Origin of the sequence: Actinomycetospora chibensis (genome assembly GCF_028737215.1) — a bacterium.
GTDB lineage: Bacteria > Actinomycetota > Actinomycetes > Mycobacteriales > Pseudonocardiaceae > Actinomycetospora > Actinomycetospora chibensis.
The window spans coordinates 1-20,077 of sequence record NZ_JAQZAM010000023.1 but is presented as its reverse complement, the minus strand read 5'-3'; the positions used below and the strand labels follow the sequence as shown (position 1 = coordinate 20,077).

Sequence of the window (20,077 nt, the reverse complement as noted above, 5' to 3'; positions counted from 1 at the left end):
GCCCGGGTCAGGCGGGGCGGACCAGCAGCGCGACCGGGAAGCGGTCCAGGAGCGCGCCCAGGGCAGGCGCGGAGCCGTCGACGGGCCGGCCGGTGACGACGTCGGTCCAGTCGTCCGCGGCGGCGGGCAGGGGCAGGACGGTGTCGCGCCAGCCCCCGGACGCCTCCAGACCGACCGGGAGACGGGTCGCGACGGCCACGAGGCGCTCGCGACCGGCCGGGCCCCCGCGGGCGAACGCGACCGCGTGCGACGCGGCCGGCCCGGAGGCGGGCAGCGGCGCGTAGCCGGTGAACAGCTCCGGCCGGAAGCGCCGCAGGCGCAGCGCCGCGGAGGTGACCGCGAGCTTCACCGCCGCGAGCTCGTCCGGCTCGTCGGCGTCGAGCGAGGGCATCCAGCCACCGTCGAGGCGCTCGAGCAGCCGGCGACGCAGGTCGAAGTCGACGGGACGCCGGTTGTCGGGGTCGACGAGCGAGTACTCGAAGAGCTCGGTGCCCTGGTAGACGTCGGGGACACCGGGCCCGGCGAGCTGCAGGAGCTTCTGGCCCAGCGCGTTCGACCGCCCGTGCCCGCCGATCGCGGCGACGAACGCCTCGATCTCCGCGACGGCCTCGGGGTCGCCGAGCACCTGCCCGGGCCAGGCCGCGATCGCCTCGTCGACCTCGGGCACGGCATCCACGTGCGAGGTGACCAGCTTCGCCTCCTTCGACGCCTTCGTCAGGTAGCCCGCGAGGCGCTCCTCGGTGATCGGCCACGCCCCGAGCACCGACTGCCAGGCGAGCAGCTCCAGGGACGGCGAAGGGAGGGGATGGCGCGCCGACGCGGTGCGCAGGAACGCGCCCCACTCGGCGGTGAGCTCGCTGAGCACGGCGAGCCGCGCGCGGACGTCCTCGGAGCGCTTGGTGTCGTGCGTCGAGAGGGTGGTCATCGTCGCCGGGGTCGCGGCGTCCCGGGCGGCGGCGCGGGCGTGGAACTCGGTGGCGGCGACGCCGAAGCGGTCGGGGGCCCCGCCGACCTCGTTGAGCGCGACGAACCGGTTCCAGCGGTAGAACGTGGTGTCCTCGACGCCCTTGGCGGTGACCATCCCACTGGTCTGCTCGATGCGCCGCGTCAGCGCCCCGTCGGGCTCGGCGAGCATGCCGGCGTGGATCGTGCGGACGATCCCGGCGAGCTCGGGGCGTGCCGTCGCCGCGGTGTCGGCCGCGCGGTCCAGGGACGAACGGCCCTCGGGCAGGTAGGAGCGGTAGACCGGGAACGAGCACAGGAGCTCCGCGACGGCGTCGCGCACCTTCTCGGGGTCGTCGTCCCCGGGCACCAGGGCCGCGATGCGCCGCACCTCGGCGACGAGGATCTCGTCGGTGACCAGGCGCCGCGCCGCGTGCTCGGTGGGGGAGAGGCCCTCGCGGACGCCCGTGTGCTCGGCGGTGACCGCGTCGACGAGCGCCTCGCCGCGCGGGTCGACGAACAGGCCGCCGATCTCGCGCAGCGCCTCGTAGCCCGTGGTGCCGTCGGCGGGCCAGGACAGGGGCAGCGTCTCGTCCGGACCGAGGATCTTCTCGACGAGCAGCCACGCCTCGTCGCCCAGCGCGGCGCGGAGCCGCCGCAGGTAGGCGCCGGGGGCGGACAGACCGTCGGGGTGGTCGATGCGCAGGCCGTCGAGCTGGCCCGCGGCGCGCCAGCGCAGCACCTCGGCGTGGGTGGCGTCGAAGACCGCCGGGTCGTCGACGCGGACCGCGGCGAGGTCGGAGACGTCGAAGAAGCGCCGGTAGGTGAGCTCGGCGTTGCCGCGCCGCCAGTGCACGAGCCGGTAGTGCTGGCGCTCGTGCACCTCCTGCGGCGACCCCTCCCCGGTCCCGGGCGCCACGGGGTAGCGGTGCTCGTAGTAGCGCAGCTCGCCGTCGACGAGCTCCAGCGCGGAGACGTCGTCGGGCGACCCGAGCACGGGGATCAGGAGTGGTTGCGACAGGTCCGCGTCGTACCAGGACGCGTACTCCGAGTCGGGCCCGTCGCGCAGCAGCGACCACCACGACGGGTTGGCCTCGGGGACCGCGACGCCCATGTGGTTGGGCACGAGGTCGACCAGCACGCCCAGCCCTGCGGCCCGCAGGGTGGCGACGAGGTCGCGCCGCCCGGACTCGCCGCCCAGCTGGTCGTTGGCCCGCGTCGGGTCGACGACGTCGTAGCCGTGCGTCGACCCCGGCGCGGCCTGCAGGATCGGCGAGCAGTACAGGGCCCCGACGCCGAGGGACTCGAGGTAGTCGACGAGCCCGCGGGCGGCCGCGAAGTCCTGTGCGGGGGAGAGCTGCAGCCGGTAGGTGGACGCCGGGATGCTCACGACTGCTCCGTCAGGTCGGTGCGCTGCAGCAGCAGCATCGAACGCGCCGTGACCGTGAGGACGTCGCCCCCGACGTGCTCGGGGAGGTCCTCGGGCAGGCTCGGGGCCGCCCTGGTCTGGATCGTGCGGGCGGTGCCGACGACGACCTCGCCGGTCGTGGTGTCGAGCACGACGGCCCAGCGGTGCGGGAAGCCCTCGCCGGGGAGCGTGACGTCGACGTCCTCGTAGTGGGCGTTGAAGATCAGCAGGAACGAGTCGTCGACGACGCGCTGCCCGCGGGCGTCGCTCTCGAGGATGCCGTCGCCGTTGAGGAACACCGTGAGCACGGCCGCCTCGCTCGACTCCCAGTCCTGGTCGGTCATCTCCTCGCCCGACGAGGTGTACCAGGCGATGTCGCGCTGGGCCTCGGTGTCGCCCGCGACCGGCCGGATCGTGCGCCCGTTGAAGAAGCGCCGGCGCCGGAACACGGGGTGGGAGGCGCGCAGCTCGGAGACCCGGCCGGTGAAGTCCATCAGCTCGGAGTCGGACTTCTCCGGCGACCACTCCATCCAGGAGATCTCGGAGTCCTGGCAGTACCCGTTGTTGTTGCCGTACTGGGTGCGCCCGATCTCGTCGCCGTGCAGCACCATCGGCACGCCCTGGGACAGGAACAGCGTGGCCAGGAAGTTGCGGCGCTGCCGCTGCCGGAGCTCGCGGATCGCCTCGTCGTCGGTGGGGCCCTCGACGCCGTGGTTCCAGGAGTTGTTGTCGTCGGCGCCGTCCTCGCCGCCCTCGCCGTTGGCCTCGTTGTGCTTCTCGTTGTACGAGACGAGGTCGTTGAGGGTGAAGCCGTCGTGGGCGGTGACGAAGTTGATCGACGCGTACGGCCGCCGCCCGTCGTCCTGGTAGAGGTCCGACGATCCGGTGAGCCGCGCCGCGAACTCGCCCATGGTGCCGGGCGTCCCGCGCCAGAAGTCGCGGACGGTGTCGCGGTACTTGCCGTTCCACTCGGTCCAGCCGGGCGGGAAGTTGCCCACCTGGTAGCCGCCGGGGCCGACGTCCCAGGGCTCGGCGATGAGCTTGACCTGGGAGATCACCGGGTCCTGCTGGACGAGGTCGAAGAACGTCGAGAGCCGGTCGACGTCGTAGAACTCGCGGGCGAGGGTGGACGCGAGGTCGAAGCGGAAGCCGTCGACGTGCATCTCGGTGACCCAGTACCGCAGCGAGTCCATGATCAGCTGCAGCGTGTGCGGGTGCCGGACGTTGAGCGAGTTGCCGGTGCCGGTGTAGTCCATGTAGTACCGCTCGTCGTCCTCGACGAGGCGGTAGTAGGCCTGGTTGTCGATGCCGCGCATCGACAGCGTCGGGCCCTGGTGGTTGCCCTCGGCGGTGTGATTGTAGACGACGTCGAGGATCACCTCGATGCCCGCGGCGTGCAGGTCGCGCACCATCGCCTTGAACTCCTGGACGTGCGCGCCCGGCGCCGGACGCCCGGTGGCCGTCGGCGTCGCGTAGCCGTAGTGCGGGGCCAGGAAGGCGACGGTGTTGTAACCCCAGTAGTTGCGCAGCCCGCGCTGGATCAGCGCGTCGTCGTGGATGAACTGGTGCACCGGCATGAGCTCGATCGCGGTGATGCCGAGGCGCTGGAGGTGGGCGATCGTCGCCGGGTGGGCCACGCCGGAGTACGTGCCCCGCATCTCCTCGGGGACGTCCGGGTGGAGGTGCGTGAGCCCCTTGACGTGCGCCTCGTAGATCACGGTGTCGTGGTACGGCGTGTGCGGGGGGCGGTCGTCGTGCCAGTCGAAGAACGGGTTGATCACCACGGACTTGGGCACGTGGTGCGCCGAGTCGTCGTGGTTGACCTCGTCGGGGTCGTCGAAGTGGTACGAGAAGAGCGCCTCGTCCCACGCGTACGTGGTGCCGAGCGTGCCGTCGAGGGCCTTGGCGTACGGGTCGATGAGCAGCTTGTGGCTGTTGCTGCGCAGCCCCTGCTCCGGGTCGTACGGGCCCTCGACGCGGTAGCCGTAGCGCTGCCCGGGAACGATGCCCGGCAGGTAGCCGTGCCAGACGAACCCGTCGCGCTCCGGCAGGACGATCCGGATCTCCTCGCCGGTCTCGTCGAACAGACACAGCGTGACGTGCTCGGCGACCTCGCTGAAGAGCGCGAAATTGGTCCCGGCCCCGTCGTAGGTCGCGCCCAGTGGATAGGACGTGCCGGGCCAGGGCTGCATCAGGGCTTCCTCCGGGGAGAACGGGGTGAGGGGGAGACGCTGGACGGGGTGCCCGATGCGCAGGCCGAGAATACGGGGCCCTCCGGACGGTGCCGATCGGCCGCGTGGACGCGTCGTTACGATCCCCGACGTGGCCACCGTCTTCACGAAGATCATCAACGGCGAGCTGCCGGGGCGTTTCGTCTGGTCGGACGACCGCGTGGTCGCCTTCCTCTCGATCAACCCCCTGGGCCCCGGACACGTGCTGGTGGTACCGCGGGAGGAGGTCGACCAGTGGCTCGACGCCCCGGACGGCCTGCTCGAGCACGTCATGACGGTCGCCCGCGCCGTCGGCTCCGTGATCCGGGACACCTGGTCGCCGCCGCGCGTGGCGCTGATGGTCGCGGGCTTCGAGGTCCCGCACCTCCACGTCCACGTGCACCCCGCCTGGGGCCTCGAGGCGTTCGACTTCAGCCAGGCCGAGAGCGACCCCGACCAGGGCGGGATGGACCGGGCCGCGGAGTCGATCCGCGCCGGGCTCCGCGCCGCCGGTCACGGGTCCGCCGTGCCCGAGGCGTGACGCAGCTGGTGCTGGTCCGCCACGGCGAGCCGCTCGCGGCCACCGTCGAGCCGGGCGGGCCGGACGAGGGGGTCGGCGCCGACCCCGGCCTCTCGGCCCGGGGCCGCCGGCAGGCCGAGCGCTTCGCCGCGTGGCTCGCCGCGACGCCCGAGCGCGACGACGTCACCGAGATCGTGACCTCGACGATGCGCCGGTCGCGCGAGACCGCCGACCCGGCGGTGCGCCTGCTCGGGGCCCCGGAGCCGTCCGCCGTCGAGGACCTCTGCGAGTTCGACCGCGGCCGGCCCACCTACCGGCCCGTGCACGAGCGCGACCCCGACGACGAGGACTGGAAGGCCATCAGGTCCGGCGTCTACCCGTCGTTCGTCGACGGGCCGGCCTTCACGTCGCGCGTGGTCGCCGCCCTCGACGCGATCGCCGCCCGCCAGGACCCGCGGGCCAGCGCCGTCGTCGTCTGCCACGCGGGCGTGATCAACACCTATCTCGCGGTGATCCTCGGCCTGGAGCGCCCGCTGACGTTCCCGCTGCACCACACCTCGGTGTCCCGGGTGCTCGTCTCGCGCTCGGGGGCCCGCCGCGTGAGCTCGGTCAACGAGATCCAGCACGTCGAGGACCTGCGGTGACCGACCCCGAGCCGATCCCCGACGTCGACCCCGACGTCGACCCGGACCGGCTCGGCCCCGAGCGGCTGCTGGCCTTCAGCGACGGCGTCGTCGCGATCGCTCTGACCCTGCTGATCCTCCCGCTCGCCGAGCTGGTGCCCGAGACGGCGGGTCCGGAGGCCACCGGTCTGACGGTGCTGCGCGAGAACCTCGCGCCGATCGGGAGCTTCCTGCTGAGCTTCCTCGTCATCGGGCGCTTCTGGGCGGCGCACCACCGGGTGTTCGCCCGGGCCAGGACCGCGAGCCGCGCGCTGGTGCAGTGGAACCTCGCGTGGCTGCTGACGATCGTCGTGCTGCCGTTCCCGACGGAGATGGTCGGCGCGTACTCGGAGGATCCGTTCACGCTGCGCTTCTACGTCGGCACCCTGCTCGTCTCGGCCGCCCTGCTGTCGTGGATGACCGTGCTCATCAGTCGCGCCCTCGGGCCTGCCGCCCGCGCAGGCCTGCGCGACATGTCGTTCGGCGGCACGACGCTGGCACTGGTGGTGGTGTTCGCCGTGACGCTGGTGGCGCCGGGGCTGGGTTACTGGCCCATCCTGCTGCTCTTCCTCAGCCCGGTGCTGGACCGCCTGCTCCGCCCGCTGACCCGTCGCGTGCTCACGGGGTCGGCCGGACGATGACGCGGTCTTGTCCACGGGTGGGCCCGGCGACGACGCTCCACCCATGAGCTCGTCGACGACGTCGCGCGCCGGGCGACGGACGGTCCTCGCGGCCATGACGCTCGCCAACGCGATGATCCTGGTGGACCAGACGGCGGTGCCTCTGGCGCTGCCCGACATCGCCCAGGACTTCGGCGTGAGCGCGCTGCTCGTGCAGTGGGTGCTCACCGCGAGCCTGCTGCCCCTCGCCGGCCTGCTCGTGCTGGGCGGGCGCCTCGGTGACCTCTTCGGACGCCGCCGGGTGTTCCTCGTCGGCGCGGTGGTGTTCGCCGGGGCCTCGGCGGTCGGCGGCGCGGCGCCGAGCTTCGGGGTGCTGCTCGCCGCCCGGGTGTGCCAGGGCGCGGGCGGGGCGCTCATGCTCCCGGCGACGGTGGCGATCCTGTCCGCCGCGTTCGACCCGCGCGAGCGCGGCCGGGCCCTGGGGGCGATGGGCGGGATCGCTGCGACCGCGGGCGCGCTCGGCCCGACGATCGGCGGGGTGCTGACCTCGGCGCTCAGCTGGCGCGCGGTGCTCCTGGTCAACCTGCCGCTGCTCGTCGTCACGCTGTGGGCGACGCTGCGCGCGGTCCCGGCCGACGGTCCGCGACGCCGGGGGCTGCACGTCGACCTCCCCGGTGCCGCCCTGCTCGGCCTCGTGCTCGTCGGGCTCGTGTTCGGGCTCGCCCAGACGACCAGCGACGGCTGGGCGGCGCCCGACGTGGTGATCCCGCTGGTCGTCGCCCTCGTCGCGGCCGTGCTGTTCGTCCGCCGGGAACGGCGCGTCGCCGACCCGCTGCTCGATCTCCGGCTCCTGGCCACGAGCCGCAACTACCGGGGGGCGACGATCAGCCAGGGGCTCGCGGGCATGGCGGAGATGGGTCTCGGGCTGATCCTGCCGCTCGCCCTCGTGCTCAACCTGCAGATGGATCCGGCGCTCGCCGGCCTCGCCCTGCTCTCCACGACGGTGCCCATGGTGCTGATCGCCCCCGTGGTGGGCCGCTGGTACGACGCGACCGGTGGCCGCTCGCCGCTGGTGGTGGGGTTCGGGCTCCTGGCCCTGTCGGGGATCCTGCTCGCGCTCGGCATGCCCGCCAACGAGTTCCGGTGGCTCCTGCCGGGGCTCGTCACCTACGGGCTCGGCCTCGCCGTGGTGCTCACCGTCAACGACCCCGTCGGCCTCGACACCGTCCCCGAGAGCGACCACGGCCAGGCCTCGGGGGTCTCCGCCACCGCGGAGCAGGGCGGCGGGGCCGTCGGGATCGCCCTGCTCTACGCCCTGCTGCATCTGACCTACCTGTCGTCGCTCACCGACGGCATCGCGGAGCGGGGCCTCCCACCGCTGACTCCGGAGTCCGGGGTCGAGCTGCGTAACGCCCTCCAGGCCGCCGAGCAGACCGGGCTGGTGCCCCGCACGTTCGACCCGCAGGTCGCCCAGTACCTCGAGGTCACGCAGCGGGCGTCGGACCACGGGTACGTCGTCGCCTTCCTGATGGTCAGCGCGCTGGCGCTGATCGGCGCCGGCACCTCGGCATGGCTCGTGCGCCGCCCGCCCGACCCCGCCGCCGAGGTCACCACGCCGGAGGTGCCGGAGGTGCCGGGGGACGAGCGCGAGGCCCCGACCCGCCACCCGGTACGGCCGGCCCGCCTGGGGTCGTCCCGAGCGCGCGGCACCGTCACCCGCTCGTGACCCGCCGGTCGGTCATCGTCCCTACGGTGGGGCTCCCGACCAGGTCCCGTCCCGGATCCCCCGAGGAGACGCCGTGCCCGTCACGCCCCCCACCCCGGAACAGCTGGCCGCCCTCGCCGCGCGCGACGGCCTCGGTCTCGACGAGGCGGGGCTCGCGGCCTTCGCGCCGCTCGTCGAGGGGTCGTTCGGCGCCTACGACCGCGTCGAGGAGCTCTGGGCCGCCCAGGCCCCGGCCACCCCGAAACGGGAGTGGTCCTGGCCCGCGGAGGGCGAGAACCGGTGGGGGGCCTGGTATGCGCGCTGCCGGATCGAGGGCGCCCCGAACGGCCCGCTGGCCGGTCGCACGCTCGCGGTCAAGGACAACACCGCGGTCGCCGGCGTGCCGATGGCCAACGGCTCGCGCCTGATCGACGGCTTCGTCCCGTCCCGCGACGCCACTGTCGTGACGCGCCTGCTCGAGGCCGGCGTGACGGTGACGGGCAAGTCGGTCTGCGAGGACCTCTGCTTCTCCGGCGCCAGCCACACCTCGCACACCGGCCCGGTGCGCAACCCCTGGGACCCGAGCCGCATCACCGGCGGCTCCTCGAGCGGGAGCGCGGCGCTGCTCGCCGCCGGCGAGGTCGACCTCGCCACCGGGGGCGACCAGGGCGGCTCGGTCCGCATGCCCGCCGCCATGAGCGGGATCGTCGGGCACAAGCCCACCCACGGGCTCGTGCCCTACACCGGCGCGTTCCCCATCGAGGCGACGATCGACCACCTGGGTCCGATGACACGCACCGTCTCCGACGCGGCGCTCGCCCTCGGGATCATGGCGGGCCCGGACGGGCTCGACCCGCGCCAGCCCGACACGATCGCGCCGGTGGACTACCTGCTCGAGATCGAGCGGGGCGCGCAGGGCCTGCGGGTCGGGGTCGTCAGCGAGGGCTTCGGGCACGACGGCCTCTCGGTGCCCGCCGTCGACGCGAGCGTGCGGGACGCGGTGGAGACCCTGACGCGGGCCGGCCTCACCGCCGAGGAGGTGTCGGTGCCGTGGCACCGGCACGCGTTCGACCTCTGGACCGTCGTCGCCACCGACGGCGTCGTCGCCCAGATGATCGAGGGCAACGGCTGGGGCATGAACTGGGAGGGCCTCTACGACCCGGAGCTCATCGCGCACTACGGCCGGGCGCGCGCCGCGGGCGGGCACCTGTTCTCCGACACCGTGAAGATGGTGACCATGGCCGGCCGGCACGCCTTGGCCACCGAGCACGGCCGGCACTACGCGATGGCGCGCAACCTCCTGCCCGCCGCCCGCGCGGGCTACGACGCGGCGCTCGCGCAGTACGACGTGCTGGTGATGCCCACGGTGCCGATCCTCGCGACGCCCCTCGTCGCCGACGACGCCCCGGTCGCCGAGGGCGTCGCCCGGGCCCTGGAGATGATCGTCAACACGGCCCCGACCGACGCCACCGGGCACCCGGCGACGTCCGTGCCCACCGCCCCGGCCGACGGTCTGCCGGTCGGCATGATGATCATCGGACGGCAGTTCGACGACGCCACCTGCCTGCGCGTCGCCCACGCCTTCGAGCAGGCGGTCGGCGGGTTCCCCTCGCCGCCGGTGGCGGCGCCGGCGTCCGTGCCGGCGGGCTGACCGTTTCGCGCGAAGGGCACCATCAGCCGGATAGAGCGGCGAGGGGAGCCCTTCACCGGTGGGGAGCGCGAGCATCCGTTCCGCGCGAAGGGCACCTTCGGCCGGATAGAGCGGCGCGAGGTGCCCTTCGCGCGAGACGGAGACGGGGACCGCGCGGGCTCTACTGCAGGTAGTCGTGCACCTGCTTCTCGGTCGCCGTGCCCGCGTCGCCGCCGTACTGGCTGCCCGCGCGCCGGCGGCGCAGGGCGTCCCAGAGCTGGTCGAGCTGCTCCTCGATCTGGGCCAGGCGCGCCCGGTCGTCGGCGGTGATCGCCTCGCCGTGCGCCCGCAGGCGGTGCTCCTCGTCCACGAGCGCGTGGATCGTGGACAGGGTGTCGTCGGCCGGTTGATCTGGCATGCCGGCGAGCCTAGTCAGCTGCGCACGAGGGCGACGAGATCCCGCACCCGGGCATGGGGGAGGTAGGCGCGCCCGATGCCCAGGCCGACGCGCGGGAGGTCCGCCTCGTCGCGGTAGACGAGGAACATCGGCTCGTAGCGCGGCTGGAACTTCGCCTTGAACGCGTGCAGCGAGCGGAAGCCGTAGTAGGGCTCGAGCAGCTCGCCCATACGGTCGAGCACGCGGTCGAGGACGAGCTCGCCGTCCCCGGCGCCGTCCTCCTCGTCACCGGCGCGGGCCAGCGGGGCGCCGGACAGGGAGATGAAGCGCGCGCCCTCGGCCTGGAACGTCAGGCACGCCTGGGCGATGAGGTACTCCACGACGGCGCGGAACCCGTCCTGGCGCCGCCGCATCACGTCGAGGGTCCAGCCGACGACGACGCCGTCGGGGCCGTAGACCGGCAGCCAGGAGGTGACGCCGTGGACGGTGCCCTCGGTGTCGACGGCGAGCCCGGTGCGCACCTCCGGGTCGAGGGCCTCCTCGACGCCGCCGAGGGTGAAGCCCATCTCGGGCAGCCCCTTGTCGCCGACCCACTCCTCCGAGATCGCCCGGACCTGCGCGACGATCGCGCGCGGCTCCTCGGAGAGCGTCACCATCCGGTGGGAGATCCCCGCCTTGCCGGCCCGGTTGAACGAGCTGCGCACGTTCTGCCAGGCCTTGCCCTTGAACTCGAGCCCGTCGAGGTCGACGAGGGTGTCCTCGGCGACCTGCAGCGCCCGCCAGCCGGTGGCCCGGGCATGGTCGGCGAGGGCCTCGGTGGTCGAGAACAGGCAGGGCACCCAGCCCGAGCGCTCGGCCGTGGCGCGGAACTCCTCGAGCGCCGTGGCCCGCTCGGCGGGCGCGACGATCGGGTCGCCGAGGGCCACCGCGACGCCGGCGTGGACCCGGTACGCGGTGACGCCGCCGTCGGGGAGGTCCGCGTGGGCGAGGTACCGGTTCTCCGGCCACGTGGTCATCCACGACAGGTTCGAGCCGCCGAGGCGGTGCAGGGCCTCGCGGGCCACCTCGGGGCCCGAGGCGGTGCCGCCCGACCGGCGCCGCAGCCGGCGCCGGGAGGGGACGGCGAAGGCGGCCCGGCCGACGACGAGCCACACGAGCAGCGCGGCCCACAGCACCGCGTTGGGCACGAAGACCGCGAGGCCGACGAGCTCGAGCTGATCCATCTGGTCGGTGACCTCGGCGACCACGACGGCGCCCACCACGAAGAGCCCGAGCAGCGTGTAGAAGGCCCCGACGACCAGGCCCGCGATCCAGGCGATGCGGCGACCGCGGCGCAGGCCCTCGGCGAGCAGCAGCGAGATCACCACCGACACCACGGTCTCGGTGACCGTGGAGTCCGACGCCGTGTCGCCGAGCGGGCCGACCACGGGCACGACGAGCGTCAGCACCCGGATCGCGGCGATCGCGAACAGGCCGACCGCGGCCACCTGCCGCCACTCCCGGCGTCCGTGCCCCCCGACGGAGGCGGACGAGTCGGCCGACGCCGACCCGGCGAGCCGCGAGCCCAGGGGCAGGCCCACGGCGAGGGCGAGGAAGTGCTCGACGTCGGCGAGGTGACCCAGGAACAGCAGCCCGACGAACACCAGCAGGGCGAGCGCGAGCCGCAGCCGCAGCCGCCACGGCGCGGGGACGGTGGCCGAGGCAACGGCCACCACGGCGACGAGGCCCGCGGACAGCCCCGCGGTGAGCGACGTCGAGAGATCGACGGCCCACGGCCACCCCGTGGTGGCGAGGACGGCGACCAGCGCGAGGGTCACCAGCACCGCACCGACCTGGCCGGTGACGAGCACCGCGGCCGTGCGTCCGGAGCCGAGGCGGCCCTCGGCCCAGAACAGCGCCACCGCGGCGAGCACCAGGAGCACGAACGCGCTCACCGGGTGCAGCGCGACCAGGGGTGCGGTCAGGATCGTCCAGAAGTGGCCGGCTTCCAGGGGCGGGAGGCCGGTGGCGACGACGTCGGCCCACGTCCGGTCGCCCAGCGGGCTCCAGAACGCCCCCGTGGCGAGGCCCGCGACCGCGAGCAGCAGCACGGTCGCCGCGGTCACCGGGCGGTGGCGCGCTCGGCGGGCGAGCTCGCGGGCTCCGGCGCGGGCACGGTCGGCGCGTGACGGGCCGGTCCCGGTCTCCGCCTCCGTGGGGGCGGTCACCGTCATGGACGTCTCCTCGGCGATCACACAGGGCAAGCAGAGCATCGCCCATGCGGCTGAAAGGGTGAGATCGCTTCGCAGTGTGCGACGGAGACACCCAGATGACAATCCTCTGAGTGATCGAAGGGCTCGACGCCGGGGGGCGCGGGCGGTCACGATCACCGCGTGGACCCCGACCGCCGTGATCGGCGCCTGCTCCTGCTCTCGGTGTGGGCGTCCGGGGCCTTCGCCCTCGTCTCCTCGGTGTGGGGCATCCTCAGCGGCTCATCCATGATCGTCTTCGACGGCCTCTCGTCGTTCGTGAGCATCGGGCTCTCGATGCTCGCGGTGATCGCGTTGCGCACCTCGCGGGCCGGTGCGGACGAGCGCTACCCGTGGGGTCGCGAGATCTGGGAGCCCGTCACGGTCGTCGTCAAGGCGATCGCGCTGGCCGCGCTGTGCGTCTACGCCGTGGTCGGCGGCATCTCCGACCTGCTCGCCGGCGGCCGCGAGGTCTCCACGGGCTGGGCGCTGGCGTACGCGATCGTCGCCACCGTCAGCGGCGCGGTGGTCACCGTGCTGATGCGCCGGGGCGGGCGGTCCGACCTGGTGCGTGCCGAAGCCGCCGAGTGGTTCGGCGACACGCTGCTCTCGGTCGGGGTGCTCGTCGGGTTCGTCATCGCGATCGTGCTGGTCGGGATCGGGCGTCCCGACCTGGCGGCCTACGTGGACCCGGCGATGGTCGTCGTCGTGTCCCTGCTGTTCCTGCGCGTCCCGTTCCGGCTGGTCGGCGGCGGGATGCGCGAGATTCTCTCGATGGCCCCGCCCGAGGAGACCCGGGCCGCGCTGGACGAGGCGGTCGAGGCGGTGCGGGCGCGCTTCGGGATCGAGGAGGCGTTCCTGCGGGCGTCGAAGGTCGGCACCCGCGTCGACGTGGAGGTGGACTTCGTGGTGGGGGAGGACTCGTCGGTGCGCACGGTGGCCGACGGCGACCTGGTGCGCCAGGCGCTGCACGACCGGCTCGCCGAGCTCGGGCACGAGCGCTCGGTGATCGTCGCGTTCACGACCGAGCGGCGGTGGGCAGTGTGACCGGCGTGCCGGTGGTGGTGCGCCTGCGCCGTCCCGAGGAGATGGTCACCGTCGACCCGGCGGGCCTGCTCGACGACGACGGGGAGGACACGCGCACGGTGCCGGCGGTCGACGAGATCCTCGGCGAGGTGCTCTCGCGCCGCCGGGTCGGGCGCCGCGACCGGCTGGTGCTCGAGATGCCCGCGGCCGCTGCCGGTCCGGACGTCGCCGCGACGACGGCCCGCCTGGAGACGGCGTTGCGGCGGTGGTCGCAACGGCGCCTCGAGGGGGTCGAGCGCGAGGCCCACGTGCTCTACCGACAGGGTCTCGCCTCGTTGCGGCCCGGGATCCCGCTCTTCGTCATCGGCCTGCTGCTCTCGACCGACTTCCTCGCCCCGGACGTCCCGGAGTTCTTCCAGAACCTCCTGGGCAACGGCGTCTTCCTCGTCATCGCCTGGGTCGGGCTCTGGTACCCGCTCGACCTGCTGTTCTTCGCCCGGCTCCCGCTGCGCCGGGAACGTCGGGCCCTCGACAGCCTGCGCACGATGCCCGTCGAGATCCGGGTGCTCCCGCGTTCGGGGTGAGTGCAGCGACCGGGTGACGTCAGCGGCCGAACGGGGACGGATCCTCGACCACGCAGCGTCGTCGGAGGACCCTTTCGGGCAGCTCATCCCAGACCCCGGTGCCGAGGTCGGCCCATGCTCACCACACCGCACGACAACGCGTGGCTGGATCTCGTCGCGGACCTGGTCGCCCGGCCGCTGACGGCGTGGCCCGCCGAGGAGGTCGTCGAGCTCCTCGCCGGGACCTTCGACGCGCCGGCCGGGTCGTACTACGGCCAGGACGGCGACGTGATCGAGCAGCGGCCGTGGCCCGCGGGCTTCCGCGGCACCGACCCCGCGGAGATCGAGCGCTGGACGATCGAGCACGCGCCGCGGGAGCACCCGCTGCTGCGGTGGTACCTCGCGAGCGGCGATCCGCTGGCGATGCAGGTGGCCGACGTCCCGACGACCGTCGCGTCCGTCGGTCTGCAGGACCAGTGGCGCTCGCTGTGCCAGGAGTACCTCGGCGGCGTCTCCTCGCAGATGGCCCTGCCGCTGTGCCTGGGCCCGACGGCGAACCGCACGTTCCTGGTCGGGCGCGAGGACGACTACACCGCGCAGGAGGTGGCCCTCGCGCGTCGCCTCCAGCGGCTGCTCACGGGCCTGGACCGCCAGATCGCGTGCTACTCCCGCTGGGTGCACCTGGTGGGTCCGTGCGCGCTCGAGGCGGCGAGCGCGGGCGAGCTGACGCCGCGAGAGTCCTCGGTGCTGGCGCTGCTCGCGTCGGGGTACACGGCGCGGGCGATCGCCCGCAGGCTCCACGTCGGCGAGCGCACCGTGCAGAAGCACCTCCAGCGCATCTACCGCAAGCTCGGGGCGGGCGACCGCCTCGTCGCCGTCCAGCGCGCGCAGCTGATCGGCCTGCTGCCGGCGCCGACGCGGACGTAGCCCCTCCGTCGACCCGTACGTAGTTCCCGTCCCTGGGCGGCCGCCCGGCGCCGTGCGCTGATGGTGGTCCACCAGACCCGGGGGAGGACCCGTGCTCGCCACCACCGACATGCTGAGCAGGCTGAACGACGTGCGCGGCCGTGTCGCGACGTGCCGCCGCGCGGTCGACGACGACGCGGGCGCGTCGGTCGTCACCGCCGCCGTCGTCCGCGAGTTCGACACCAAGACCGACAAGGCGATGGCGACCGCCGACGACGCCAGGCGCGACGCGATCATCGAGCTCGAGCAGGCCGCCGACAGCGCGCGGGTGGCGGCGAAGGCCGACCCCGACCTCGGGAGGGCGGCCCTCGACGCCGTGGAGGACGCCCACCTGGCGATCTGCATCCTCAAGACGGAGGTCTAGGACAGAGTCCGGCGCGGCCTCAGCGGTCGAGCATCGCTTCCTCGTAGTCCAGCTCGCGAAGCATGTCGCGCAGCACGCCCTCGTCGATGCGGCCCATGTCCCGGAAGCGCACGAAGGTGTCGCGCTCGGCGGTGAGCATCTCCCGGCGCAGGCGGGTGAACGCCACGGAGGGGGACTCGCCGATCTCCTCGTCGGAGCGTCCGAGCCGTTCCCACGCGCCGTTGGAGCGGTGCTGGGCCCAGGTGCGCAGCTGCTCGGTGACGTGCTGCGGGGTCGAGTCGTCGGAGAGGTCGTCCAGGCGGGACAGGGCGGCCTCGGCGGCGGCCTGCTTCACCGCGGCCTCGTCGAGCACGTCGCGCTGCCCGCCCCTGTCCTGCACGCGCAGGCGGCGGATGAGGGTGGGCAGCGTGAGGCCCTGCAGCAGCAGGGTGCCGACGGTGATCACGAAGGCCGCGAACACCACGACGTCGCGTCCGGGCATGCCGGGCCCGAGCTCGCTCGCCGCGGGGATGGCGAACGCCGCGGCCAGCGTCACCACGCCGCGCATGCCCGCCCAGGAGATGACGAACGGCCCGCGCCAGGACAGGGCGGGGCCGGCGCGCCGCACCTTCGGTAGCACGCGGGGGAGATAGATCGTCGGGAAGACCCAGACGAAACGGGCGAGGATCGTCACGACCAGGAGCGCGAGCGAGACCCCCAGGATCCGCCCGGCGTCCGCGCCCAGCCCGTCGACCACCACCCGCAGCTGGAGGCCGATCAGCGCGAAGACCAGCGCCTCGAGCAGGGTGTCGAGGGCCTTCCACACCGCCTGGTCCTGCAGCCGCGTCGCGTAGCCCGCCTCGGTGGCCTTGTGCCCGAGGTAGAGCCCCGCGACGACCACGGCGAGCACCCCGGAGGTGTGCAGCTCCTCGGCGAGCAGGTAGATCGCGAACGGGACGAGCAGGCCGACCGAGCTCTCGAGCACGCCGTCGTGCAGGCGCATCCGGATGCGGTGCAGCACCCAGCCGAGCCCGGCGCCGAGGGCCACGCCGCCGACCGCGGCCAGGGCGAACTCGCCGAGGCCCTCCAGGATCGTCACGCCGGTGCCGACCGTGGTGGTGGCGATCGCCGCGGCGAGCAGGACCCGGAAGAGCGTCAGCGCGGTGGCGTCGTTGAGCAGGCTCTCGCCCTCGAGGATCGTCATGAGTCGTCGCTGGAGGCCGAGCCGGCGACCGATCGACGCGGCGGCGACCGCGTCGGGCGGGGCGACGACGGCGCCGAGCACGAGCGCGCTGGCCAGCGGCAGCTCCGGCACGAGCAGCCACGCCGCGATCCCCACCACCGCGGTGCTGAACACGACGAGGCCGATCGCGAGCTGGCTGATCCGCTTCATGTTCTCGCGCAGGCGCAGCGTCGAGCTCTCGAGCGCCGCCGAGTACAGCAGCGGGGGCAGGACGAGGAAGAGCACGAGGTCGGGGTCGAGAGGGACCACCGGGATGCCGGGGACGAACGACATCGCGAGCCCCACCACCACGAGCAGCAGCGGCGCCGACAGCGCGTAGCGGCGGGCGATCGCCGTGACGCCGAGGGCGACGACGAAGACGACGAGCAGCGCCCGGGGATCGGCCTCGGTCATGAGGCGTGTAGGCGCGGTTCCGGCGGGGTCCACGGTGCCGTGGCCTGCAGGACGGCCTCGGTCAGCGCCTCGGTGCGCAGGTGCGTCCCCTCCTGGTAGGCGGGGTCCGCGATCATGTCGCTGAACGCCTGCCGGTCCGGGTAGCGCACCAGCAGCACGGCGTCCCAGGCCTGCCCGTCCTCGGCGACGAGCGCCGTGCCGCCATCACCCAGGTAGAGGATCTCGGCGCCGCGGTGCTCGGCGTGGGCGCGGAAGTGGGCGAGGTACGCGGCGTACGACTCGCGGCCGCCCGGCCGGAACCGCAGCAGGTTGAGCATGACCACCGGGCCGCCCGGGTCGTCGGCCAGGAACGCCTTGAGGTCACGTCCGCGCGGATCGACGGCCATCAGAGGTGTCCTTCCCGGGTGTGGACGCTGACCACGTAGCCCCCGTCCCGGTAGGGCTCCTCGCCCGCCCAGTCGGCGCTGCGGGTGACGAGCTCGAGGCCGGCGGCCGCTGCGGCGGCGTCGTAGTCGGCCAGGGTGGGGAACCCGACGCCGTCGGGCAGGGTGAACGGCACGTGCTCGCCGTCGAGCCCGAAGCCTGCGACGAGCAGCCCGCCGGGCCGCAGGTGGCGCGCGAGCCCGCCGACCACCTCGGCGTGCGTGCCGGGGGTCAGCAGCGGCCACAGGTTGCCGGCGGCGACGACGGCGTCGACGGTGCGGTCGAGGCGCAGCTCCACGAGGTCGACCAGGCGCCAGTCGAGCTCGGGCGCGCTCGCGCGGGCCTCGTCGAGCATCGAGGCGTCGAGGTCGACGCCGACCACGCGGTGGCCGAGCTGGGCGAGCCGGATCGCGACGCGCCCGGTGCCGCAGCCGGCGTCGAGGACGTCGCCCGGCCGACCGAGCTTCTCGCGGACCAGGGCGTCGACGCGCCGGGCCTCCCCGTGCAGGTCCTGGCCCTCGCGCTCGAGCTCGGCGAACCGCGCGGCGTAGCCCGGGCCGGCCGTGCCGCCGGTGACCGCGAGCCAGGGATTGACGGGCACCGGCACACTCTAGGGCCGTCGGCGGTGTCCGTTGCGCGCTCGTGTGGCGTACGGCGCCGTCGCGCCCGTATGCGTATGTGTGCATGTATGGTCGCCGCCGTGGGGCACGGACATGGTCACGGACACGGCGCCGGTGCCGACGACCGGCGGCGGCTCGGCGTCGCACTCGGAATCACCGCGCTGGTGCTCGTCGTCGGCGCCGTCGGCGCGGTCGTCACCGGGTCGCTGGCGCTGCTGGCCGACCTCGGGCACGTCGGCACCGACGTCGTCGCCCTCGGCACCGCCCTCGCCGCCTCCGCGCTCGCCGCCCGCCCGCCGAGTCGGCGCCGGACCTTCGGGCTCGGCCGCGCCGAGGTGCTGGGCGCCGCGCTCAACGCGGTGCTGCTGCTCGGGGTCACGGTGTGGGTCGCGATCGAGGCGGTCGAGCGCCTCGCCACCCCGACCGAGGTGCCCGGGGGCGCGCTGCTGGTCTACGGCCTCGTCGGTCTGGTCGGCAACGTCGTCGCGCTCGCGGTCCTGCAGCGCGGCAGCGGGGGGATGAACGTCCGCGGCGCCGCGCTCCACGTGCTCGGCGACGCGCTGGGCTCGGTGGCCGTGCTCGCCGCCGCCGTGGTCACCCTGACCACCGGGTGGGCCTACGCCGACACGCTCGCCTCGCTGGTGATCGTCGCAATCCTCCTGCCCCGCACCGTGGCCCTCCTGCGCGAGACCGGCCACGTGCTGCTCGAGGGCGCGCCCGCCGGCATCGACGTCGACGACGTGCACACCGCGCTGCTCGACGTCGAGGGCGTCGCGGAGGTCCACGACCTGCACGTCTGGGCGATCAACGACCGCAGCCCCGCGGTCTCGGCCCACCTCGTGATCTCCGACGAGGGCTGCGCCACCGCCGACTGCGGGGAGCACGGGGTGCTCGACCGCGCCACGATCGTCCTGCGCGAGCGCTTCGGGCTCGAGCACAGCACGCTGCAGATCGAGGGCGTCGAGCACGCCGACCACGAGCAGGCCTGCGAGCCGCCCGTCGTCACCGTGGAGCGGGGCTTCGGGGCCCGCTGAGGGCACACTGTGTCGCGATGGGTACCTCGCACACCGTCGTCGGCAGCCCGCTCGGGCCGCTGACCCTGCGCGCCGAGGACGGTGTCCTCTCCGGCCTCTACATGACCGACCACCGCCACGGTCCCGCGCCCGACGCGCTCGGCCCGCGCACCGACGACGGGCTGGCGCCGGTGCGCGAGCAGCTCGCGGCCTACTTCGCGGGCGAGCTCACGGCCTTCGACCTGCCGCTCGCCCTGCACGGCACCGCGTTCCAGGAGCGTGTCTGGGCGGCGCTGCGCGACATCCCCTACGGCGTGACCACGACCTACGGCGAGCTCGCCGCCGAGCTCGGCTCGCCGACGGCCTCCCGGGCCGTGGGGCTCGCCAACGGCCGCAACCCGATCAGCATCGTCGTGCCCTGCCACCGCGTGGTCGGGGCGAACGGGTCGCTCACGGGCTACGGCGGCGGCGTCGCGCGCAAGCGCGCCCTGCTGGACCTGGAGTGCGGGGCGCTGACGCTCTGACGGTCGGGTCGGTGGGCGGGCGAGGGCGTCCTCCGTTGCGCAGGAGGCAGTCGGGGTGACCCTCGCTCCGGCGCCCGGGACGGCGCTGGTGGTCAGCGGCCCTCGGTCGAGCTCGCGTGGGGCGGTCCGGCCTGCTCGATCTGCTCGGCCTGTCCCGTCCGCTCGGCGTGCTCGGCGTGCTCGGCGTGCTCGGCCTGCTCGGCCTGCTCGGCCTGCTCGGCAGCGCGGCGGGCCGCGTCGCCGTCCGGGTCGAACCACGGGTGACCGCCGCGCGATGCCGGGGGCTCGGGGGACTGGGGGGCCTGCTGGGATGCCGGGGGCTCGGGGGACTGGGGGACCTGCTGGGGTGCCGGGGTCTGGGGTGCCGGGGTCTGGGGTGCCGGGGTCTGGGGTGCCGGAGTCCGGGGCCGCTGCGGGGTGCCGAGGTAGTGCCCGGGGGTCGGGGCGGCCGCGGCGACGGAGGTCGCGGTGCCGGCGGTGACGGGCTCCTCCGCCGGCTCGCTCGCCTCGTTCGTGCCGGCCGGGTCGTCGCTCGTGTCGTCGCTGGGGTCCTCCGCGGCCGCCTCGTCGACGGCCGGGGCCTGAGCAGGGTCCTCCTCCTCGACCTGCTCCTCCGTCGTGGGGGGGGGGGGGGGGGGGGG

Annotated in this window: 18 protein-coding genes and 1 pseudogene; 11 read left to right on the top strand and 8 right to left on the bottom strand. The window is 74.2% G+C overall.

Features of this window, described 5'->3' with window-relative positions; translation table 11 throughout:
* Window positions 1–7 precede the first annotated feature (7 nt).
* Window positions 8–2,332, bottom strand: coding sequence for a malto-oligosyltrehalose synthase (gene treY / locus PH189_RS26165; protein WP_274191791.1), 2,325 nt, complete (start codon window positions 2,330–2,332; stop codon window positions 8–10).
* Window positions 2,329–4,542, bottom strand: coding sequence for a glycogen debranching protein GlgX (glgX, locus tag PH189_RS26160; protein ID WP_274191790.1), 2,214 nt, complete (start codon window positions 4,540–4,542; stop codon window positions 2,329–2,331). Before glgX ends, treY begins: the two co-directional genes overlap by 4 nt.
* 130 nt (window positions 4,543–4,672) lie before the next feature.
* Here glgX and PH189_RS26155 point away from each other — a divergent pair, with 130 nt between their 5' ends.
* From PH189_RS26155 to PH189_RS26135, 5 genes are all read left to right on the top strand, one after another.
* A complete protein-coding gene (locus PH189_RS26155) occupies window positions 4,673–5,101 on the top strand; it encodes an HIT family protein (RefSeq protein WP_274191789.1) in 429 nt (142 codons plus the stop codon).
* Entirely contained in the window at window positions 5,098–5,724 is a 627-nt protein-coding gene (locus PH189_RS26150; protein ID WP_274191788.1) for a histidine phosphatase family protein, read from the top strand. Before PH189_RS26155 ends, PH189_RS26150 begins: the two co-directional genes overlap by 4 nt.
* Entirely contained in the window at window positions 5,721–6,383 is a 663-nt protein-coding gene (locus PH189_RS26145; RefSeq protein WP_274191787.1) for a TMEM175 family protein, read from the top strand. Before PH189_RS26150 ends, PH189_RS26145 begins: the two co-directional genes overlap by 4 nt.
* A gap of 43 nt (window positions 6,384–6,426) precedes the next feature.
* Entirely contained in the window at window positions 6,427–8,088 is a 1,662-nt protein-coding gene (locus tag PH189_RS26140; protein ID WP_274191786.1) for an MFS transporter, read from the top strand.
* A gap of 73 nt (window positions 8,089–8,161) precedes the next feature.
* Window positions 8,162–9,718 carry an amidase gene (locus tag PH189_RS26135; protein WP_274191785.1) on the top strand — a complete coding sequence of 519 codons (1,557 nt, stop codon included), beginning with the start codon at window positions 8,162–8,164 and terminating at the stop codon, window positions 9,716–9,718.
* 160 nt (window positions 9,719–9,878) lie between these two features.
* Here PH189_RS26135 and PH189_RS26130 read toward each other — a convergent pair whose 3' ends face one another.
* Window positions 9,879–10,115 (bottom strand): DUF2630 family protein, encoded by a 237-nt coding sequence (locus PH189_RS26130; protein ID WP_274191784.1) that lies wholly within the window; start codon window positions 10,113–10,115, stop codon window positions 9,879–9,881.
* Window positions 10,116–10,129: 14 nt separating this feature from the next.
* A complete protein-coding gene (locus PH189_RS26125; RefSeq protein ID WP_274191783.1) occupies window positions 10,130–12,307 on the bottom strand; it encodes a bifunctional lysylphosphatidylglycerol flippase/synthetase MprF in 2,178 nt (725 codons plus the stop codon).
* A gap of 159 nt (window positions 12,308–12,466) precedes the next feature.
* Here PH189_RS26125 and PH189_RS26120 point away from each other — a divergent pair, with 159 nt between their 5' ends.
* The 4 genes from PH189_RS26120 (at window position 12,467) to PH189_RS26105 (ending at window position 15,241) form a co-directional block, all read left to right on the top strand.
* Window positions 12,467–13,369, top strand: coding sequence for a cation diffusion facilitator family transporter (locus tag PH189_RS26120; RefSeq protein ID WP_274191782.1), 903 nt, complete (start codon window positions 12,467–12,469; stop codon window positions 13,367–13,369).
* On the top strand, window positions 13,357–13,932 hold the full coding sequence (locus PH189_RS26115; protein WP_274191781.1) for a hypothetical protein: 576 nt from the start codon (window positions 13,357–13,359) through the stop codon (window positions 13,930–13,932). The genes PH189_RS26120 and PH189_RS26115 overlap by 13 nt, the downstream gene beginning before the upstream one ends.
* A 114-nt stretch (window positions 13,933–14,046) precedes the next feature.
* Window positions 14,047–14,838, top strand: coding sequence for a helix-turn-helix transcriptional regulator (locus tag PH189_RS26110; RefSeq protein ID WP_274191780.1), 792 nt, complete (start codon window positions 14,047–14,049; stop codon window positions 14,836–14,838).
* A 91-nt stretch (window positions 14,839–14,929) separates the two neighbouring features.
* Window positions 14,930–15,241 (top strand): hypothetical protein, encoded by a 312-nt coding sequence (locus PH189_RS26105; protein ID WP_274191779.1) that lies wholly within the window; start codon window positions 14,930–14,932, stop codon window positions 15,239–15,241.
* 19 nt (window positions 15,242–15,260) lie between these two features.
* On the opposite strand, the gene PH189_RS26100 is transcribed toward PH189_RS26105, so the two are convergent.
* The 3 genes from PH189_RS26100 to PH189_RS26090 are packed head-to-tail and all read right to left on the bottom strand — an operon-like array spanning window position 15,261 to window position 17,880.
* A complete protein-coding gene (locus PH189_RS26100) occupies window positions 15,261–16,856 on the bottom strand; it encodes a Na+/H+ antiporter (RefSeq protein WP_274191778.1) in 1,596 nt (531 codons plus the stop codon).
* Entirely contained in the window at window positions 16,853–17,242 is a 390-nt protein-coding gene (locus tag PH189_RS26095; protein ID WP_274191777.1) for a DUF1330 domain-containing protein, read from the bottom strand. Before PH189_RS26095 ends, PH189_RS26100 begins: the two co-directional genes overlap by 4 nt.
* Entirely contained in the window at window positions 17,242–17,880 is a 639-nt protein-coding gene (locus tag PH189_RS26090; protein ID WP_274191776.1) for a class I SAM-dependent methyltransferase, read from the bottom strand. The genes PH189_RS26095 and PH189_RS26090 overlap by 1 nt, the downstream gene beginning before the upstream one ends.
* Window positions 17,881–17,979: 99 nt before the next feature.
* Here PH189_RS26090 and PH189_RS26085 point away from each other — a divergent pair, with 99 nt between their 5' ends.
* The gene (locus PH189_RS26085) at window positions 17,980–18,933 is read left to right on the top strand and encodes a cation diffusion facilitator family transporter (protein WP_274191775.1); all 954 of its coding nucleotides are present in this window, start codon (window positions 17,980–17,982) and stop codon (window positions 18,931–18,933) included.
* Between the two features lie 17 nt (window positions 18,934–18,950).
* Window positions 18,951–19,436, top strand: a complete 486-nt coding sequence (locus PH189_RS26080) for a methylated-DNA--[protein]-cysteine S-methyltransferase (protein WP_274191774.1) — start codon at window positions 18,951–18,953, stop codon at window positions 19,434–19,436.
* Between the two features lie 92 nt (window positions 19,437–19,528).
* Here PH189_RS26080 and PH189_RS26075 read toward each other — a convergent pair.
* A pseudogene (locus PH189_RS26075) lies at window positions 19,529–20,077 on the bottom strand (hypothetical protein); the annotation flags it as partial.